This is a genomic window from Enterobacter sp. V87_3 (assembly GCF_029967835.1).
Lineage (GTDB): Bacteria > Pseudomonadota > Gammaproteobacteria > Enterobacterales > Enterobacteriaceae > Enterobacter > Enterobacter cancerogenus.
The window spans coordinates 15,711-34,488 of sequence record NZ_JASCAM010000031.1; the positions used below are offsets into that span (position 1 = coordinate 15,711).

The 18,778-nt window shown below is 46.9% G+C and carries 18 protein-coding genes, 1 other RNA gene and 2 pseudogenes; 12 read left to right on the top strand and 9 right to left on the bottom strand.

All coding sequences use genetic code 11. The features are described from left to right. From rplS to ffh, 5 genes are all read right to left on the bottom strand, one after another. Nucleotides 1-348, bottom strand: coding sequence for a 50S ribosomal protein L19 (rplS, locus tag QLG21_RS19225; RefSeq protein WP_041146788.1), 348 nt, complete (start codon nt 346-348; stop codon nt 1-3). Between the two features lie 43 nt (nt 349-391). Beyond that, nucleotides 392-1,159: a tRNA (guanosine(37)-N1)-methyltransferase TrmD gene (gene trmD, locus QLG21_RS19230; protein ID WP_006178052.1), complete on the bottom strand. Its 768-nt coding sequence runs from the start codon at nt 1,157-1,159 to the stop codon at nt 392-394. A gap of 31 nt (nt 1,160-1,190) precedes the next feature. Then, a complete protein-coding gene (rimM, locus tag QLG21_RS19235) occupies nt 1,191-1,730 on the bottom strand; it encodes a ribosome maturation factor RimM (RefSeq protein WP_006178053.1) in 540 nt (179 codons plus the stop codon). A 15-nt stretch (nt 1,731-1,745) separates the two neighbouring features. Further along, nucleotides 1,746-1,994, bottom strand: a complete 249-nt coding sequence (gene rpsP, locus QLG21_RS19240) for a 30S ribosomal protein S16 (RefSeq protein ID WP_003863133.1) — start codon at nt 1,992-1,994, stop codon at nt 1,746-1,748. Between the two features lie 271 nt (nt 1,995-2,265). Further along, nucleotides 2,266-3,627, bottom strand: coding sequence for a signal recognition particle protein (gene ffh / locus QLG21_RS19245; protein WP_006178054.1), 1,362 nt, complete (start codon nt 3,625-3,627; stop codon nt 2,266-2,268). Between the two features lie 165 nt (nt 3,628-3,792). On the opposite strand from ffh, the gene QLG21_RS19250 reads away from it, so the two are divergent. Both QLG21_RS19250 and QLG21_RS19255 read left to right on the top strand, forming a co-directional pair. Next, nucleotides 3,793-4,584: an inner membrane protein YpjD gene (locus QLG21_RS19250; RefSeq protein WP_042322262.1), complete on the top strand. Its 792-nt coding sequence runs from the start codon at nt 3,793-3,795 to the stop codon at nt 4,582-4,584. An 18-nt stretch (nt 4,585-4,602) separates the two neighbouring features. Next, nucleotides 4,603-5,889 (top strand): HlyC/CorC family transporter, encoded by a 1,287-nt coding sequence (locus QLG21_RS19255; RefSeq protein WP_042321706.1) that lies wholly within the window; start codon nt 4,603-4,605, stop codon nt 5,887-5,889. A 52-nt stretch (nt 5,890-5,941) separates the two neighbouring features. Here the strand turns inward: QLG21_RS19255 and grpE are convergent, their stop codons facing one another. After that, nucleotides 5,942-6,535 (bottom strand): nucleotide exchange factor GrpE, encoded by a 594-nt coding sequence (grpE, locus tag QLG21_RS19260; protein WP_042321711.1) that lies wholly within the window; start codon nt 6,533-6,535, stop codon nt 5,942-5,944. 122 nt (nt 6,536-6,657) lie between these two features. On the opposite strand from grpE, the gene nadK reads away from it, so the two are divergent. From nadK to bamE, 3 genes are all read left to right on the top strand, one after another. Beyond that, nucleotides 6,658-7,536 carry an NAD(+) kinase gene (nadK, locus tag QLG21_RS19265; RefSeq protein ID WP_042321716.1) on the top strand — a complete coding sequence of 293 codons (879 nt, stop codon included), beginning with the start codon at nt 6,658-6,660 and terminating at the stop codon, nt 7,534-7,536. Nucleotides 7,537-7,621: 85 nt separating this feature from the next. Beyond that, nucleotides 7,622-9,283 (top strand): DNA repair protein RecN, encoded by a 1,662-nt coding sequence (gene recN, locus QLG21_RS19270; RefSeq protein WP_006178059.1) that lies wholly within the window; start codon nt 7,622-7,624, stop codon nt 9,281-9,283. A 138-nt stretch (nt 9,284-9,421) separates the two neighbouring features. Then, nucleotides 9,422-9,760: an outer membrane protein assembly factor BamE gene (gene bamE / locus QLG21_RS19275; protein ID WP_006178060.1), complete on the top strand. Its 339-nt coding sequence runs from the start codon at nt 9,422-9,424 to the stop codon at nt 9,758-9,760. 94 nt (nt 9,761-9,854) lie between these two features. Here the strand turns inward: bamE and QLG21_RS19280 are convergent, their stop codons facing one another. Both QLG21_RS19280 and QLG21_RS19285 read right to left on the bottom strand, forming a co-directional pair. Next, the gene (locus QLG21_RS19280; RefSeq protein WP_058608440.1) at nt 9,855-10,142 is read right to left on the bottom strand and encodes an RnfH family protein; all 288 of its coding nucleotides are present in this window, start codon (nt 10,140-10,142) and stop codon (nt 9,855-9,857) included. Beyond that, a complete protein-coding gene (locus QLG21_RS19285) occupies nt 10,132-10,569 on the bottom strand; it encodes a type II toxin-antitoxin system RatA family toxin (RefSeq protein WP_199559838.1) in 438 nt (145 codons plus the stop codon). Before QLG21_RS19285 ends, QLG21_RS19280 begins: the two co-directional genes overlap by 11 nt. 156 nt (nt 10,570-10,725) lie before the next feature. Between QLG21_RS19285 and smpB the strand changes: the two genes are divergently transcribed. The 7 genes and pseudogenes from smpB to QLG21_RS19325 form a co-directional block, all read left to right on the top strand. Beyond that, nucleotides 10,726-11,208 carry an SsrA-binding protein SmpB gene (smpB, locus tag QLG21_RS19290; protein ID WP_006178063.1) on the top strand — a complete coding sequence of 161 codons (483 nt, stop codon included), beginning with the start codon at nt 10,726-10,728 and terminating at the stop codon, nt 11,206-11,208. Nucleotides 11,209-11,297: 89 nt separating this feature from the next. Further along, nucleotides 11,298-11,660, top strand: a transfer-messenger RNA (tmRNA) gene (gene ssrA / locus QLG21_RS19295). Nucleotides 11,661-11,825: 165 nt separating this feature from the next. Then, a complete protein-coding gene (locus QLG21_RS19300) occupies nt 11,826-13,055 on the top strand; it encodes an integrase domain-containing protein (protein ID WP_282485010.1) in 1,230 nt (409 codons plus the stop codon). A 282-nt stretch (nt 13,056-13,337) separates the two neighbouring features. Continuing rightward, a complete protein-coding gene (locus QLG21_RS19305) occupies nt 13,338-14,894 on the top strand; it encodes a recombinase family protein (RefSeq protein WP_282485011.1) in 1,557 nt (518 codons plus the stop codon). After that, nucleotides 14,884-15,780: pseudogene (locus QLG21_RS22155) on the top strand (ParB/RepB/Spo0J family partition protein). The gene QLG21_RS19305 and the pseudogene QLG21_RS22155 overlap by 11 nt, the downstream one beginning before the upstream one ends. After that, nucleotides 15,777-16,673, top strand: coding sequence for a plasmid partitioning protein RepB C-terminal domain-containing protein (locus QLG21_RS19320; RefSeq protein WP_282485014.1), 897 nt, complete (start codon nt 15,777-15,779; stop codon nt 16,671-16,673). Before QLG21_RS22155 ends, QLG21_RS19320 begins: the two are co-directional and overlap by 4 nt. Before the next feature lie 91 nt (nt 16,674-16,764). Then, nucleotides 16,765-17,013, top strand: a pseudogene (locus QLG21_RS19325) (integrase); the annotation flags it as partial. Nucleotides 17,014-17,169: 156 nt separating this feature from the next. Here QLG21_RS19325 and QLG21_RS19330 read toward each other — a convergent pair. Beyond that, on the bottom strand, nt 17,170-18,777 hold the full coding sequence (locus QLG21_RS19330) for a TIGR04141 family sporadically distributed protein (protein WP_000694699.1): 1,608 nt from the start codon (nt 18,775-18,777) through the stop codon (nt 17,170-17,172). Nucleotide 18,778 lies beyond the last annotated feature (1 nt).

Below are 18,778 nucleotides of genomic sequence, written 5' to 3' on the forward strand. Positions count from 1 at the left end.
TTAGTTCAGACGCTCTTTAATACGAGCAGACTTACCAGTACGCTCACGCAGGTAGTACAGTTTAGCTTTACGTACAGCACCACGACGTTTAACAGCAATGCTGTCAACTACCGGAGAGTGAGTCTGGAAGACACGCTCAACGCCTTCGCCGTTGGAAATTTTACGAACAGTGAATGCAGAGTGCAGACCGCGGTTACGAATAGCGATAACCACGCCCTCGAATGCCTGCAGACGTTTTTTGGAACCTTCAACAACCCATACTTTCACTTCCACGGAATCACCCGGACGGAAGGAAGGTACGTCCTGCTTCATCTGCTCTTGTTCAATTTGCTTAATAATGTTGCTCATAATTTAATCTCTTATCCTGGGTAAACTGATATTCGGGAGCGTATTACGCCTTCCCATCATGTTCATGTTGCTGGTGCGCGTGTTCGGTTTTGAACTCGGCCAGCAACTTTGCTTGCTCTTCAGTCAGAGCCAGGTTTTCCAGAAGTTCAGGTCTTCTAAGCCAGGTGCGGCCCAGCGACTGCTTCAAGCGCCAGCGACGTATCTCGGCATGGTTTCCGGACAGTAACACTGCCGGGACGTCCATCCCTTCTAACACTTCAGGACGAGTATAGTGTGGACAGTCCAGTAATCCATCAGCAAACGAATCTTCCGTTGCCGATGCTTCATGGCCCAGTACACCCGGAATGAACCGGGCAACGGAGTCAATCAGCGTCATTGCTGGTAACTCACCACCGCTGAGAACGTAATCGCCGATAGACCATTCTTCGTCAATCTCGGTTTGAATTACGCGCTCATCTATTCCTTCGTAGCGACCACAGACCAGAATCAGCTTTTGATTCGTCGCCAGTTCGCTCACGCCCGCTTGATCAAGCTTGCGTCCCTGAGGTGACAGATAAATCACCTTTGCGCCTTCACCCGCCGCGGCTTTTGCTGTGTGAATGGCGTCCCGTAAGGGTTGCACCATCATCAGCATCCCCGGTCCGCCGCCGTAAGGACGATCGTCCACGGTACGGTGCCGGTCATGCGTGAAGTCACGAGGACTCCAGCTCTGGATGCTCAGCAGGCCATTCTTTACTGCCCGGCCAGTTACCCCGTAATCAGTAATCGCGCGGAACATTTCAGGAAACAGGCTAATTATGCCAATCCACATAGCGCCGTCTTTTACCGTTTATCCGGAGAATTTAAAAACCAGGATCCCAATCTACTTCAATCGTCTGAGTAGTGAGATCGACTTTCTTGATAACCTGTCCATCGAGGAACGGAACCAACCGCTCCTTGATGCCAAATGCATCTTTCAGGTTTGCCTTAATGACGAGAACGTCATTTGACCCGGTTTCCATCATATCGATGACTTTCCCCAGGCTGTAGCCTTCAGTAGTGACCACCTGGCAACCCATAAGGTCTTTCCAGTAGTAGTCGCCCTCTTCCAGCTGTGGCAACTGCGACGAATCCACGACAATTTCACAATTAGTCAGCGCATTCGCGGCATCACGATCGTCAACGCCTTTCAGCTTGATGATGATGTCCTGATTGTGGTGACGCCAGCTTTCCAGCTCGACCTCTTCCCACTTACCGGCCTTCTGAATAAACCAGGGCTGGTAATTAAAAATGCTATCAGCGTCTTCAGTGGAGGAAAACACTCTGAGCCAACCACGGATACCGTAGCAAGAACCCATTTTTCCCAATACGATCGGTTCAACAGGTGCTTTATTGCTCATCATGACCACCGTGACAGATTAAGCTGCTTTGTTTGCTGCTTTGATCAGCGTAGCAACGCGATCGGAAACGGTAGCGCCCTGGCCAACCCAGTGAGCGATACGATCCAGATCCAGACGAGTTTCTTCTTCTGCACCAGCGGCCAGTGGGTTGAAGAAACCAACGCGCTCGATGAAGCGACCGTTGCGTGCATTACGGCTGTCGGTTACAACAACCTGGTAGAACGGACGCTTTTTAGCGCCGTGACGAGCTAAACGAATAGTTACCATAACATCCTCTTGTGTGAATAAAACAACCGGGCCCCATCGAGGAACGGAGCCCGGGTGTCATATTAAAAGCCCGAAAATTTTACTGATTTCTGGGGAAATTGCAATCAGCATATGCTTCACATATGCCAAACAAGGGTTATAAGGCGTATATCGGTGCAGCCAGTTTAGTTCCGGCGTGCGCGCAGAAAGCGGAGCGTACACGTAGTACGTGAGCATTTCGAGCACACCCCGGAGCTAAAATGGCAAACAAGATAGCCTTATATCCCTTGTTTTAGCGGCCAGGGAATCCTGGGGGCATCATGCCCTTCATCCCGCGCATCATCTTCGCCATGCCGCCTTTCTTCATTTTCTTCATCATGCGCTGCATGTCGTCGAACTGTTTCAGAAGACGGTTTACGTCCTGCACCTGCATACCGCAACCTGCGGCAATACGGCGTTTACGCGAACCTTTGATGATTTCTGGCTTCGCACGTTCTTTCAGCGTCATTGAGTTAATGATCGCCTCCATACGCACCAGCACCTTGTCATCCATCTGCGACTTCACGTTGTCCGGGATCTGGCCCATGCCTGGCAATTTGCCCATCAGGCTCGCCATGCCGCCCATGTTTTTCATCTGGCGCAGCTGCTCAAGGAAGTCGGTGAGGTCAAACCCATCGCCTTTTTTCAGCTTGCTGGCCAGCTTCTCGGCCTGCGCGCGGTCAACTTTGCTCTCGATATCTTCGATCAGCGACAGCACGTCGCCCATGCCGAGGATACGGGAGGCAATACGATCCGGGTGGAACGGCTCCAGCGCGTCGGTTTTTTCACCAACACCGAGGAATTTGATCGGCTTACCGGTGATATGACGAATAGAGAGCGCCGCACCGCCGCGGGCGTCACCGTCCACTTTGGTCAGCACCACACCGGTTAACGGCAGCGCTTCGTTGAAGGCTTTCGCGGTATTCGCCGCATCCTGACCGGTCATGGCATCGACAACAAACAGGGTCTCTACCGGATTGATAGAGGCATGAACCTGCTTGATTTCGTCCATCATCGCTTCGTCAACGTGCAGACGGCCAGCGGTATCCACCAGCAGCACGTCGTAGAACTTCAGCTTCGCTTCTTTCAGCGCCGCGTTCACGATGTCGACAGGTTTCTGAGCGACGTCTGACGGGAAGAAATCCACGCCAACCTGCTCAGCCAGCGTTTCCAGCTGTTTGATCGCCGCCGGGCGATAAACGTCCGCGGAGACCACCAGCACTTTCTTCTTGTGCTTCTCGCGCAGGAATTTACCCAGCTTACCGACGCTGGTTGTTTTACCCGCACCCTGCAGACCCGCCATCAGAACCACGGCCGGTGGCTGAGCGGCCAGGTTAAGCACCTGGTTTTCTTCGCCCATTGCCGCAACCAGTTCGTTACGGACAATTTTGACGAACTCCTGACCCGGGGTCAGGCTTTTGTTAACTTCATGCCCAACCGCTTTCTCTTTCACGCGGTTGATGAAATCACGCACGACCGGCAGCGCCACGTCGGCTTCGAGCAGCGCCATGCGGACTTCGCGCAGCGTCTCTTTAACATTTTCTTCAGTAAGGCGTCCGCGGCCGCTGATGTTGCGCAGCGTGCGCGACAAACGATCGGTTAAATTATCAAACATTGTCTCTCGCCTGGGTAGAAACGTTGGGTCGCATAAGCGACACATACACAGAATTTTGCCGGAGTATAACATGAAGGCAGCTTTGTTGTTATGCAACGGTTGGAGCAGGCGTCACGTAACGTTATACTGCTTCTCTTTCTTATTAAGACAACTGTCGACGCCTATATGCCCGTTTTCGCACTGATCGCCCTTGTTGCCTACTCTGTCAGCCTCGCGCTGATTATTCCCGGCCTGCTGCAAAAAAACAGCGGCTGGCGGCGCATGGCCATTCTTTCGGCGGTGATCGCACTGATTAGCCACGCCTTTGCGCTGGAATCACGTATCCTGCCCGGCGATGGCAGCGTGCAAAACCTGAGCGTGCTGAACGTGGGCTCGCTGGTAAGCCTGATGATCTGTACGGTGATGACCATCGTGGCGTCCAAAAATCGCGGTTGGCTGCTGCTGCCGATAATCTACGCCTTTGCGCTCATCAATCTGGCCTTAGCCACTTTTATGCCCAACGAGTTTATTACTCATCTGGAAGCCACGCCGGGAATGCTGGTGCATATCGGCCTGTCGCTGTTCTCGTATGCCACCCTGATTATTGCCGCGCTCTATGCCATGCAGCTGGCCTGGATTGATTACCAGCTGAAAAACAAAAAGCTGGCCTTTAATCATGAAATGCCGCCGCTGATGGTGATTGAGCGTAAGATGTTCCATATCACGCAGGTGGGCGTTGTTCTGCTCACGCTCACGCTCTGTACCGGCCTGTTCTATATGAAAAACCTGTTCAGCGTGGAGAATATTGATAAAGCCGTTCTCTCCATCATCGCGTGGTTTGTCTATATTGTCCTGTTATGGGGCCATTATCATGAAGGCTGGCGCGGTCGCCGTGTGGTCTGGTTCAACGTTGCGGGTGCAGGCATTCTTACTCTTGCCTATTTTGGCAGCCGCTTCATACAGCAATTTGCTGGTTAAGTCATAAAGGAGTTCCCCCTGGAACACATCTCTACCACCGCGCTGATCGTCACGCTGATCGTCATGGTGGTCATCTCCGCCTATTTCTCTGGTTCGGAAACCGGCATGATGACGCTAAACCGTTATCGGTTACGTCATCGCGCGAAGCAAGGTAACCGTGCCGCACGTCGTGTGGAAAAGCTGCTGCGTAAACCTGACCGCCTGATTAGCCTGGTGCTTATCGGCAATAACCTGGTCAATATTCTCGCCTCCGCGCTCGGCACCATCGTCGGGATGCGCCTTTACGGCAACGCGGGCGTCGCCATTGCGACCGGCGTACTGACGTTTGTGGTGCTGGTGTTTGCCGAAGTGCTACCCAAAACCGTCGCCGCGCTCTATCCCGAAAAAGTCGCCTACCCGAGCAGCTTCCTGCTGGCACCGCTGCTGATCCTGATGATGCCGCTGGTCTGGCTGCTCAATATGGTCACCCGGCTGCTGATGCGTATGGTGGGCATAAAAGCGGATGTCACCATCAGCAGCGCGCTCAGCAAAGACGAACTGCGCACCATCGTGAATGAATCCCGCTCGCAAATTTCGCGCCGCAACCAGGACATGCTCCTGTCGGTGTTAGATCTGGAAAAAGTCAGCGTCGACGACATCATGGTGCCGCGCAACGAGATTGTCGGAATCGATATCAACGACGACTGGAAAGCCATCGTCCGCCAGTTGACGCACTCTCCGCATGGCCGCATCGTGCTTTATCGCGACTCGCTGGACGACGCCATCAGCATGCTGCGCGTGCGTGAGGCCTATCGCCTGATGACCGAGAAAAAAGAGTTCACCAAAGAGGTGCTCCTGCGCGCCGCCGACGAAATTTACTACGTACCGGAAGGCACGCCGCTCAGCACGCAGCTGGTGAAGTTTCAGCGTAACAAGAAGAAAGTGGGTCTGGTGGTCGATGAATATGGCGACATCCAGGGTCTGGTGACGGTTGAAGATATTCTGGAAGAGATCGTCGGGGATTTTACGACCTCCATGTCACCTTCTCTCGCAGAGGAAGTCACTCCACAAAACGACGGCTCGGTTCTGATTGATGGCAGCGCGAACATTCGCGAGCTTAATAAAGCCTTTAACTGGCAGCTGCCGGAAGATGAAGCACGCACCATGAACGGGATGATTCTGGAAGCTCTGGAGGAGATCCCGGCGGCGGGCACGCGGGTGCGCATCGATCAATACGATATTGATATTCTGGACGTACAGGACAACATGATTAAGCAGGTGAAGGTCCTGCCCGTTAAGCCTTTACGCGAAAGTATCGCCGAGTAATGTTGTAGGCCGGGTAAGGCGAAGCCGCCACCCGGCACTACGGGTCGACAAATTACGCTTTCGCTTTCGCCACGGTCACCATCGCTGCGCGAATGGTACGGCCGTTCAGGGTATAGCCTTTCTGCATCACGCCAAGCACGTTACCGGCCTGAACGTCGTCAGATTCCACCATAGCAATCGCCTGGTGAACGTTTGGATCCAGCGCGACGTTGGTCTCGGCAATCACTTCTACGCCGAACTTGCGAACCACATCCAGCATGGATTTCAGCGTCAGTTCGATACCTTCGATCATCGCCGTGTTGTCCGGGTTAGCCTTGTCAGCCACTTCCAGGGCACGATCGAGACTGTCGATCACCGGCAGCAGTTCGTTGACAAACTTCTCCAGCGCGAACTTATGCGCTTTCTCAACGTCCAGCTCGGTACGACGACGCAGGTTTTCCATTTCCGCTTTGATGCGCAGTACAGCTTCGCGTTCGCGATTCTGCGCTTCTGCCAGCTGAGTTTCCAGGTTGGCAATTTTTTCATCGCGCGGGTCCACCTGATCAGCAGACGCGTCTGACTCTACGGCCTCAACCTCGTCGTGCTGTTCCGTGATAATTTCTTCCGGGGCTTGCCCCTCAGGCGTTTTCTGTTCTTTACTACTCATGAATTTCTCCGCGTTTTTCTGCATTCATCTCGCTAACTTCGCTTATTATGGGGATCAGTTTCCGGGATTCAAGGGAACAAGACAGATTGTCATCATTCATCAGGCACAAGGACCTCCAGAAAATGAATAATCATTTCAGGTGTATTGGGATCGTCGGGCATCCGCGTCACCCCACCGCATTGACGACACATGAAATGTTGTATCGCTGGCTGAGTGGCAAGGGCTATGACGTGATGGTTGAGCAGCAAATCGCCCAGGAGCTGCAGCTCAAAGGTGTCAAAACCGGCACGCTGGCAGAGATTGGTCAACAGGCCGATCTGGCGGTAGTGGTAGGCGGCGATGGCAATATGCTTGGTGCGGCCCGTACCCTGGCCCGCTATGACATCAAGGTTATCGGAGTCAACCGAGGCAATCTGGGTTTTTTAACTGACCTTGACCCGGACAACGCCCAGCAGCAGCTTGCCGACGTACTGGAAGGCCACTACATCAGCGAAAAACGCTTTTTGCTGGAAGCTCAGGTGTGCCAGCAGGATTGCCAGAAACGCATCAGCACCGCCATTAACGAAGTGGTTCTCCACCCCGGAAAAGTGGCGCACATGATTGAATTCGAAGTCTATATTGACGAGATTTTCGCGTTCTCCCAGCGTTCTGACGGCTTGATTATTTCTACCCCAACAGGCTCCACGGCCTATTCTCTCTCGGCCGGAGGCCCGATCCTCACTCCCTCGCTGGATGCCATAACGCTGGTACCGATGTTCCCGCATACGCTCTCTGCGCGCCCGCTGGTCATCAACGGCGACAGCACTATCCGCCTGCGGTTCTCACACCGCCGGAGCGACCTGGAGATCAGCTGCGACAGCCAGATTGCGCTGCCGATACAGGAAGGTGAAGACGTGCTCATTCGCCGCTGCGATTATCACCTGAACCTGATCCATCCCAAAGACTACAGCTATTTCAACACATTAAGCTCGAAGCTAGGCTGGTCAAAAAAATTGTTCTGATTTTGCATCCAGCACTTTACTGTATAAAAAACCAGTTTATACTGTATGAAAACACAGTTATGGTTTTTCATACAGGAAAACAATTATGCTGGCACAACTGACCATCAGTAACTTTGCCATTGTACGTGAGCTTGAGATCGATTTTCATAGCGGCATGACGGCGATCACCGGCGAAACCGGTGCAGGTAAATCCATTGCCATTGATGCCCTCGGCCTGTGCCTCGGCAGCCGTGCAGAAGGTGATATGGTTCGCACAGGTGCAAACCGTGCCGATCTCTGCGCGCGCTTTTCCCTGAAGGATACCCCGGCGGCGCTCCGCTGGCTGGAAGCAAACCAGCTTGAAGACGGACGTGAGTGTTTACTTCGCCGCGTAATAAGCAGCGATGGTCGCTCACGCGGCTTCATCAACGGTACGGCGGTCCCCCTTTCTCAGCTTCGCGAACTCGGCCAGTTGCTCATCCAGATCCACGGTCAGCACGCTCACCAGCAGCTCATCAAACCTGAGCAACAAAAAGCCCTGCTGGATGGTTATGCAGGTGAGTACGCACTTACTCAGCTGATGGCCGATCACTATCGTCAGTGGCACCAGAGCTGCCGGGAACTTGCGCAGCATCAGCAGCAAAGCCAGGAACGCGCCGCGCGTGCCGAGCTGCTGGAGTACCAGCTGAAAGAGCTGAACGAATTCAACCCGCAGCCGGGCGAGTTTGAGCAAATCGACGAAGAGTACAAGCGTCTGGCCAACAGCGGGCACCTGCTCTCAACCAGTCAAAACGCGCTCAACATGCTGGCAGATGGCGAAGACGTCAACCTGCAGAGCCAATTGTATAATGTGCGCCAGCTGCTGACAGAACTGGCAGGCATGGATAGCAAGCTCGGCGGCGTACTGGATATGCTGGAAGAAGCGGCCATTCAGATCTCTGAAGCCAGTGATGAGCTGCGCCATTACTGCGAGCGCCTGGAACTCGATCCAAATCGCCTGTTCGAGCTTGAGCAGCGCATTTCCCGCCAGATCTCGCTGGCGCGCAAACATCATGTCACTGCGGAAGAGTTACCTAATTACTATCAGTCTCTGCTCGAAGAGCAACAGCAGCTTGACGATCAGGCCGACTCGCTGGAGACCTTATCCCTGGCGGTGAACCTGCACCATCAGCAGGCGCTGGCAACGGCTAAGCAGCTGCATGACGTTCGCCAGCACTATGCACAGGAGTTGAGCCAGCACATCACCGACAGCATGCGCACGCTGGCAATGCCGCACGGTGTGTTCGCTATTGACGTTCGCTTCGAAGAGACACACTTAACGGCTGAAGGTGCCGATCGCATTGAATTCCGCGTGACCACGAACCCTGGACAGCCTTTACAGGCTATTTCGAAAGTTGCCTCCGGCGGTGAACTGTCGCGCATCGCGCTCGCCATCCAGGTGATTACCGCGCGTAAGATGGACACCCCGGCTCTGATTTTCGATGAAGTGGACGTGGGGATCAGTGGCCCGACGGCTGCCGTCGTGGGCAAACTGTTACGTCAACTGGGCGAATCAACGCAGGTGATGTGCGTTACCCACCTGCCGCAGGTTGCGGGTTGTGGTCATCATCACTTTATCGTCAGTAAAGAAACCGATGGTGAAATGACTGAAACGCACATGAAACCTCTCGACAAACGCGCGCGTTTACAAGAGCTGGCGCGCCTGCTGGGCGGGAGTGAGGTCACCCGTAACACCCTCGCTAACGCGAAAGAACTGCTGGCAGCATAAACTTTTTCGGGATCTCAGGGTCATACAGAACAATAAAAACGCCGCCAGACCGGTTTCAAAGTGGGGCAAGGTCTATTATCATCGGCATATTACATATGAGCCGCGTACTGCTCGGGCCCGAAAAGGAATCAAATCACTATGCGCTGTAAAACGCTGACCGCTGCCGCTGCGGTTCTTCTGATGTTGACCGCAGGCTGTTCCACTCTGGAGAAAGTGGTTTACCGTCCTGACATCAACCAGGGGAACTACCTTACCCCTAACGATGTGTCTAAAATCCGTGTAGGGATGACACAACAGCAGGTCGCTTATGCACTGGGAACCCCGATGATGTCCGATCCATTCGGTACAAACACCTGGTTCTATGTGTTCCGTCAGCAGCCTGGTCACGAAAACGTGACCCAGCAGACCCTGACGCTGACCTTCAGCAGCGCCGGTGTGTTGACCAATATCGACAACAAGCCAGCCCTGACCAAGTAATCAGGCTACTGAATTGCAAAAAGGTGCTCAATGAGCACCTTTTTTGTATTTATCACCTCACCCGCCTGGGGAGAGAACAAGGCTGTTGGGATAATTACTTGCCGGATTTTTCCGCACGTTGACGTCGCAGTTCTTTCGGGTCGGCAATGAGCGGGCGATAAATCTCAACCCTATCGCCATCCTTCAGCACATCAGCCAGTTTCACCGGACGGCTATAAATACCCACCTTATTCTTCGCCAGATCGATATCACTGCGAAGTTCAAGCAACCCCGAAGCACGGATGGCGTCTTCCACCGTCGCGCCCTCTTCCAGCGTTACGCGCTGTAAATATTGCTTCTCTGGCAGCGCATACACCACTTCCACAGCAATCTTAAGCGACACTGTAAACCTCTTTGGCGCGGGTGGTGAACGCCTGAACCATATTTGAGGCCAGTTCTTTGAAGATACGGCCAAACGCCAGTTCGATCAGCTTATTGGTAAATTCAAAGTCCAGATGGAACTCAATGCGACAGGCATCCGCGCTCAGGGGCGTAAACTTCCAGCCCCCCATCAGGGACTTGAAGGGACCGTCCACCAGATGCATCAAAATACTCTGATTATTGGTCAACGTATTGCGCGTGGTGAACGTCTTGCTAATCCCCGCTTTGGACACATCCACTGCCGCCGTCATCTGGGTAGGACCGGATTCCAGCACCCGACTGCCGGTGCACCCCGGGATAAACTGCGGGTAAGACTTCACGTCGTTCACTAACTGATACATTTGTTCCGCGCTGTAAGGAACAAGCGCAGTACGGCTAATCTGAGGCATAGCATTTTCCATGGTCACACAACGGACAAATAATAGCATTTATCACCTGTTAAAAAAACGCTAAGCCTTATCTCGTGCTAATATAGCGCGTTAGACCTCACGGGACGCAATGAGGTGACTTTTTGAAATCAGATTACCGACGGCTTTACGACACTTATGACGAAGAAAAAAGCACATAAACCAGGCTCGGCGACCATTGCGCAGAACAAGCGTGCTCGCCACGAGTATTTCATCGAAGAAGAATTCGAAGCTGGCCTTGCGCTGCAGGGCTGGGAAGTAAAATCGCTGCGCGCGGGTAAAGCGAACATTGGCGATAGCTACGTGATCCTTAAAGACGGCGAGGCCTTCCTGTTCGGCGCAAACTTCACGCCGCTCACGGTCGCCTCTTCACACTACGTATGTGACCCTACGCGTACCCGTAAGCTGCTGCTGAACAAGCGCGAGCTGGAGTCCCTGTACGGACGTATCAACCGTGAAGGCTTCACCGTGGTGGCGCTCTCTATGTACTGGAAAAATGCCTGGTGCAAAGTGAAAATTGGCGTCGCGAAAGGTAAGAAACAGCATGATAAACGTACTGACCTGAAAGAGCGCGAATGGCAGCTGGATAAAGCACGTATCATGAAAAACGCAGGACGTTGATTTCGAGCGCTTATTGTACAATTCAATAAGTTAGCTTTCCGGGCTGGTAACCTGAACGAGAAGTCTGGTATACTGTGCCTAACACTATTGGGGCTGATTCTGGATTCGACGGGATTTGCGAAACCCAAGGTGCATGCCGAGGGGCGGTTTGCCTCGTAAAAAGCCGCAAAAAAATAGTCGCAAACGACGAAAACTACGCTTTAGCAGCTTAATAACCTGCTAAGAGCCCTCTCTCCCTAGCTTCCGCTCTTAAGACGGGGATCAAGAGAGGTCAAACCCAAAAGAGATCGCGCGGATGCCCTGCCTGGGGTTGAAGTGCTAAAACTAATCAGGCTAGTTCGTTAGTGGCGTGTCTGTCCGCAGCTGGCGTGCGAATGTAAAGACAAACTAAGCATGTAGTACCGAGGATGTAGAAATTTCGGACGCGGGTTCAACTCCCGCCAGCTCCACCAATTTTTAGTTGTTTGAAGTACAATGAAGTCTACTAAGCCCGCATGGAACCAGTCTTGCGGGCTTTTTTACGTCTATTGTAGTCTAGTGAGAATTGCTGAGAACTATCACTTATGGCACCCTGAATGGGACCCACAACGAAGGGTCCAAAAACCGAGGGTCCCAAAATGGCAAAAATCGCTAAGAAGCTCACTGACACTGAAATCAAAAGCACCAAACCTGCCGAGAAAGAGGTTAACCTTTTTGACGGCGATGGTTTGCTCCTGCGAATCGCTCCCCTGGCGAAGGGAGGGAAGAAAAATTGGTATTTCAGATATGCAGTGCCTGTGACCAAAAAGCGAACTAAGGTGAGCTTAGGAACCTATCCTCATCTTACACTTGCTAAGGCACGAGCTTTACGTGATGAATACTTGTCGTTGCTTGCAAATGGTATAGACCCACAAGTTCATAACACCCAGAAAGCCAATGCCCTAAAAGATGCAACGGAACATACATTTCAAGCAGTAGCCAAGAAATGGCTTGATGAGAAAGTCAAAACGTCAGGCATCTCCCAGGATCATGCTAACGACATCTGGCGAAGCCTAGAAAGAAATATCTTTCCAACGTTGGGTGATACCCCCATTAAGGAGATTCGCCCTAAAATGCTTAAACAGCATTTAGACCCCATAGAAAAACGAGGTGTCCTTGAAACACTTCGCCGCATCATATCCCGCCTGAATGAAATTTTCCGCTATGCAGCAACAGAAGAACTCATAGAATTCAATCCGGCTGACAATCTTGCCCAGAGATTTAGTAAGCCGAAGAAACAGAACATGCCAGCCCTGCCCCCAACCGAACTCCCCCGCTTCCTTACAGTGTTAAACAACGCCTCAGTCCGTATGGAGACACGATTGCTGATTGAATGGCAGTTACTAACTTGGGTTCGTCCTGGTGAGGCTGTTCGCACCAGATGGGCCGATATAGATACTGACAACTCAATGTGGAACATCCCGGCGGAGTTCATGAAAATGAAGAAGCTTCATAAAGTTCCACTAAGTAAAGAAGCTTTGCGAGTCTTGGATTCAATGAAAGCCATCAGCGGGCGTAGAGAGTGGGTTTTCCCCAGTATCAAAGCTCCACTCAATCACATGCATGAACAAACAGCCAATGCGGCCATAATCCGTATGGGCTTCGGAGGTGAGCTTGTAGCTCACGGTATGCGATCCATTGCTAGAACGGCTGCTGAGGAGTCTGGCAAGTTCAGGACTGATGTCTTAGAAGCCGCCCTTGCCCACTCGAAGAAAGATGAAATAATTGCAGCCTACAATCGTGCAGAGTATCTCACTGAACGGGTGGATCTCATGCAATGGTGGAGTGACTATGTTTCGTCTCAAAAATGCAAAGTTATTGCCGCATAACTCTCCCATGATGGGTTAACTATCTTGATTTAGTTAAAGAATTAATAATCACACCATTAACCTATGTGGACTAAGCATAGCCATTTACAAATGGGGACCTTGAGTCCACATAACGAAAGCTGTCGGTCATATCAGCTAAATAATTCACATCTCCTCTCGATTATCATACACCTCGAAGATTTACCAAATTCGCGCTAATCGATGATAAAAGAGTTGAATTTGATTAAAAATTGATCAACTTTATCCTCTACATTGTATTGAATCATCCATGAGGTTTCGTGCATGGCTAGCGAAAATGATAAAAATCATAAAGTTAGAGTCGCACAGTACTTGAGGATGTCTACCGACCATCAGCAATATTCTTTACATAATCAGTCCGAATACATCAAAGATTATGCTGAAAAGAACAATATGGAAATCGCTTATACCTACGATGATGCAGGTAAGAGCGGAGTCAGTATCGTAGGCAGGCATTCTTTGCAGCAGTTACTTAGTGATGTAGAACAAAAGAAAATAGATATACAGGCTGTATTATTTTATGATGTGAGCCGTTTTGGTCGTTTTCAAAACAGTGATGAAGCTGCATATTATTCCTTTCTATTTGAGAGAAACGGAGTAGACCTTATATACTGTTCTGAACCTATACCCACTAAAGATTTCCCTTTAGAGTCTTCTGTAATACTGAATATAAAAAGATCTAGTGCTGCATATCACAGCAGGAATTTATCAGAAAAGGTATTTATAGGACAAGTAAATTTAATAAAGCTTGGTTATCATCAAGGCGGCATGGCTGGTTATGGGCTGAGACGTCTTTTGGTAGATGAAAATGGCATAGCTAAAGAAATATTGAGTTTCCGCAAAAGAAAGAGTATTCAAACAGATAGAGTAATATTAATTCCGGGCCCCAAAAATGAGATAAAAATTGTAAATAGAATCTATGATCTCTTTATAGATTATAACGTACCAGAATTCATTATTGCTGAGAGATTAAATGAACAGAATATACCTGCAGAAAATGGAACATTATGGACTCGTGCAAAAATACATCAAATCTTGACAAATGAAAAATATATTGGAAACAACATATATAACAAAACCTCATCTAAACTAAAAAGTAGACTTGTAAAAAACCCCAAACATGAATGGGTTAGATGTGACAAAGCATATAAACCCATTATTTCAAAGAAAAAATATGATAAAGCTCAAGATATAATTCAGCTCCGATCCATACATTTGACTAATGAAGAGCTTTTAGAAAAGCTAAAACAAAAATTGGAATCTAATGGAAAACTATCAGGATTTATCATTGATGAAGATGATACAGGCCCTTCATCTTCTGTTTACAGAACCCGATTTGGTGGTCTTTTAAGAGCATATACTTTGATTGGTTATAAGCCAGAACATGATTACAGCTATCTCCAAATAAATGAAGCACTAAGATCATTTTACTCAGGTATAATTGAGGATTTTAAGGGGAGGATTTTAAAAAGTAACTGCTATATAGACGAATATAAATATGCCCCAATGCTTTACATCAATGATGAGCTTTTAATTTCCGTCCTTATTACTAAATGCATACATATGAAATCAGGTAAACTTAGATGGAAGGTCCGGTTTGATAAATCACAGAAAGCAGACATAACAATTGTTATACGAATGGATTCACAAAATATTTCGCCTCTTGATTTTTATATCATACCAAAGATAGAAAACGAATATAGTAAAATGTGCATGACGGAAACAAACAACATTCGATTAGATCTCTATAGATTTGATAATCTGGATAAACTTCTACAAATTATTACTCGCATGAAAGTGAGGGAACTATATGCTGCCTGAAACAACTGAATTCCCAATAATTCAAATTGAGATTGCAAAAATAAAATTCCTTAACCCACGAACTAGAAATAAGGTAGTGCATGAAGAAATTAAGGAAAGCATAAAAAAAAGAGGATTAAGCAAGCCTATAAGCGTGAGAGCGATTGATGAAGACGATTACAAATATGCCTTAATTTGTGGTCAAGGGAGAATAGAGGCTCTCGTTGCATTAGGTGAAACCATTATTCCAGCAATTATAAGAGATGTATCAGAAGAAGATGCTTACGTTATGAGTTTAGTTGAAAACATTGCAAGGAGGAGACCACGTTCCAATGAGTTGTTATAGGTAATAAAAGATATGAAAATCAGAGGACTTTCAGACTCCGAAATAAGTGAGATTACTGGGTATTCATCGAACTGGGTGAGCAGTATAAATATGCTTCTTGATAAGGGAGAGCATAAACTTCTCTCTGCAGTCGAACGGGGGAATTTGCCTCTGTATCTTGCAGTGCAATTTGCAAGATGTGAAACTGAAGAAGCACAAGATATTCTTACCGAAGCATATGATAAAAAATTAATTAAAAGCCGGGACATTATAAAGATAAAACACATTCTAAATCAGCGAACAATTGGGAATAAAGGTGCAAAAGCAGCCGGGTTTTATTATCACAAACCATCAAAAAGAATGACTGCTGAGGAGTTAATTGAGCTTTATGAAAATAGTATCGCTGAACATAAATCTGTTTATAACAACTCTAAATTTATAAAAACTAATTTGCTGATAGTAAATGAGATTTTTAACATCATAATGATGAATAAAAGCTTTCAAAATATACTTGAACAAGAGAATCTATCAGAACTGCCATCTCAGATCCTCAATCCAATAAACAAAGAGGCATCAAAATGATTCAGATACGTTTTGGCGACAATTTTATTTATTTAGAAACTAACAAGCTAATTCCCTCAAAGGAATTGTTAGAAAATGTAAAGCTAAGTCATAAATATCATCAAATAGTTACCTCAATTGAAAGCTTAGGTATTATTGAACCAATAATAGTGTTCTATGACAAAGATAAAGATGCCATTAAGATACTCGATGGCCATTTGAGGGTTGAGGCTTTAAAAGATTTAGGCATAGAAAAAGCTCCATGTATACTTTCGAGCATAGATGATGCGTTCACTCCTAACAAACAAGTCAATCATATAAATGTAGTTGAAGAACATAGAATGATAATCAAGTCCTTGGCAAAAGTTTCAATTGAAAAACTTAGTGCTGCTTTGGGAATATCTATTGATGCTATAAAAGATAAAGCTAATGTGATGAACGGTATAGATCCAAGTGTAATTGCGAAACTTTCTGATAAACCTATACCTAAGGCTACATTTGATGTTTTGAGGAAAATGAAGCCAATTCGTCAAATTGAAGCAGTCGGTACAATGATTAATTTTGATAATTATAGTAAAAAATTTGCAATGAGCATCTTGGATGCTACACCGGCATCAATGATAGTAAATAAAGGGAAAAACACTCCCTATAAAAAGGACATAAAAAAAACCATACTTCGTCTGGAACAGGAAATGGCAACAACTTCGGAAGAAACAAAAAAACTTCAAACCGAGTATGGTTCAGATATGTTGAAATTCGTGATAATCCAGTCATATATTAATAAATTACTGGATAACTCTAAAGTTCTTCATTGGTTCTTGGAAAACGAGGTTGATTATCTTAATGAGTTAAAAAGAATTTCGAAAATTAATTCTTTAGATGATAAGACTCTTGCTGAAAACAGCCAGTCATAGGTATGATTTTATATATCAGAAATAAACCATGAAGTATACTTACACAATCATAATGGCTTCTCTTAGATATTAGCATAAGTAGGCAGTATAAGCCGTAATCATTCGAACGGTTTAAGGAGGTGAACTTATGGTTAACAGAATGAGATCTATTGTGAGAACGGCGACAGACGAATCTGGTAAGTTCAGGACTGGTGTCTTAGAAGCGGCCCTTGCCCACTCGAAGAAAGATGAAATAATTGCAGCTTACAATCGCCCGGAATATCTGGCAGAACGAGTGATTCTCATGCAGTGGTGGAGTGATTATGTCATTGCTCAAAAATTTAAAGCTATTGCGGCATAACAACTCTATAAGGGGTTAAATCTCCCAGCCCCTTATCCACCAAGACATAAACCTTTTTTGACACCACTTTGTTCTAAACCAAGATACATGGGCTGTAACTTACAAAAGCGATTTTCTGCATGAACTGGCAAACGTCTCTGGCATTGAAATATTTATTTAAAGCTTGTTCTTTTGTGGTTTACATAGCTTCTTTTTATAAATATCTGGGTCCACAGCAATTTTGCAGATCCTGACCTCATACCCAAAATTGGTAATACTCTTGTGGAAATTTTTCAAGTTTACTTTAGAAAACAAAGGTAAATCTTCGGGAAGATTTTTATTAGAAGCTATGGCGAAAACTAGTTTATATTTTTTAGCATCTGGTCTATTTATATGATCGGCTAATTTTATATGAGCAGGTAGTTTCTCATTAAGTTTGCCTCGAAATTCAGAGTCACTTATAAAAAGTTCAGAACCTATAAATCCTTGTGAAAAAAGATGGCTCATACTTTGCGAACCAGTATAATATTTTACATGGATAAAATCTGATTGACCTCTGATAAGATCACAAAATTCAATCTTACTTTTACCACCACCATGATGAATGAATTTCTGATCCATGTGTGTAAAGGAATTATCATCTTGGCAAAGTTTTTTATTATAATCCTCCTCTCGTTTATATGAATATACAGGGAATTTATCCGACTCCTCATAATGAATTATTTTTTTCATTTCATCATCAATAGTCGATACAAAATTCCTATCTGCAACATACCATATAGAGTCTCGAAGAATATAGTTCTGATCACCTTCTTTTATCTCGGCATAGAGGCACCTATATAAAGACCATTTTTTTATCGATTCAAAATCGGCATTCAAAACATGCAGGTAATTTTTTTTGAGTTCATCAACAGTTACTTCAGTTTTCTTACCATCAAAATAATCACAAACATGGTATATTGATAAGGTTTCATGAATGAATCTTTGTCTCTTATCAAAGCAATAGCCTATTTGATTTTCCCAGTCTACTATTTCTGGCTCTCCAAGCCATAAATCATTGAAGTCTTTTTCCTTTATCCGATCAATCAAAAGCGAATCCAATATCTCAACTTCTTGTTCATCAGCCTCCTTGATATTGTTAACCCATTCGAATTCTTCAGGAAGAGGTAATAAGTAAATAGAGTCTATTTTGGTCAACAGTGCTGGAATAGCCTTCAATTCAATATCCGGCATGATCACAAAAGCATCTTTGCCAGTAATTTTACTTCCTAAAATATCTTCTGTCGAAGTGCCTGTGAGAGTTGTGAGAATATCCATCTCAGAATCTATTTTTAGGTTGTATATATCGACTTCTTTACTGCTCTGACTGCGAGTTAACAGGTTCGTTTCGTTGTGACTGCCTTTATCTAAACTGCGAATTTTTTTATGTTCTATACTATTAAGAGTTGTTTTAAGCCCAAATCCTTTGACAATGCTGCCATCATTGATTAAGTGATGACCGGTTCCAAAGGGAATAAGATATCTGGAATTGTTAGCTTCAATAACTAATACTGCTCCTGTGCTACTATTCATACCGAAGAAATCAGGTTCTATGCCAGGATTTTGGCCCATAAAAAAGGTGGTCCATTCAGGAGGTTTTGGGTCCATGTACTCCTTTACATATAGATATGCTCGTGCATCCTCCATCTCGAATTCAACAGGTCTTTTGACCCTTTCCAAATTCAAAACCTGATCAATATCATCGCTAAACCTTTTTGTTTTATAAATAGAGAGTTTTATCTTCATT

Coding starts and splice junctions, on each gene's coding strand:
- rplS (WP_041146788.1), bottom strand. CDS start 348: ATGAGCAACATTATTAAGCAAATTGAACAAGAGCAGATGAAGCAGGAC.
- grpE (WP_042321711.1), bottom strand. CDS start 6,535: ATGAGTAGTAAAGAACAGAAAACGCCTGAGGGGCAAGCCCCGGAAGAA.
- QLG21_RS19320 (WP_282485014.1), top strand. CDS start 15,777: ATGATTCAGATACGTTTTGGCGACAATTTTATTTATTTAGAAACTAAC.
- rimM (WP_006178053.1), bottom strand. CDS start 1,730: ATGATGAGCAATAAAGCACCTGTTGAACCGATCGTATTGGGAAAAATG.
- QLG21_RS19285 (WP_199559838.1), bottom strand. CDS start 10,569: ATGCCTCAGATTAGCCGTACTGCGCTTGTTCCTTACAGCGCGGAACAA.
- QLG21_RS19330 (WP_000694699.1), bottom strand. CDS start 18,777: ATGAAGATAAAACTCTCTATTTATAAAACAAAAAGGTTTAGCGATGAT.
- recN (WP_006178059.1), top strand. CDS start 7,622: ATGCTGGCACAACTGACCATCAGTAACTTTGCCATTGTACGTGAGCTT.
- QLG21_RS19305 (WP_282485011.1), top strand. CDS start 13,338: ATGGCTAGCGAAAATGATAAAAATCATAAAGTTAGAGTCGCACAGTAC.
- nadK (WP_042321716.1), top strand. CDS start 6,658: ATGAATAATCATTTCAGGTGTATTGGGATCGTCGGGCATCCGCGTCAC.
- bamE (WP_006178060.1), top strand. CDS start 9,422: ATGCGCTGTAAAACGCTGACCGCTGCCGCTGCGGTTCTTCTGATGTTG.
- ffh (WP_006178054.1), bottom strand. CDS start 3,627: ATGTTTGATAATTTAACCGATCGTTTGTCGCGCACGCTGCGCAACATC.
- smpB (WP_006178063.1), top strand. CDS start 10,726: ATGACGAAGAAAAAAGCACATAAACCAGGCTCGGCGACCATTGCGCAG.
- QLG21_RS19250 (WP_042322262.1), top strand. CDS start 3,793: ATGCCCGTTTTCGCACTGATCGCCCTTGTTGCCTACTCTGTCAGCCTC.
- rpsP (WP_003863133.1), bottom strand. CDS start 1,994: ATGGTAACTATTCGTTTAGCTCGTCACGGCGCTAAAAAGCGTCCGTTC.
- QLG21_RS19300 (WP_282485010.1), top strand. CDS start 11,826: ATGGCAAAAATCGCTAAGAAGCTCACTGACACTGAAATCAAAAGCACC.
- trmD (WP_006178052.1), bottom strand. CDS start 1,159: ATGTGGATTGGCATAATTAGCCTGTTTCCTGAAATGTTCCGCGCGATT.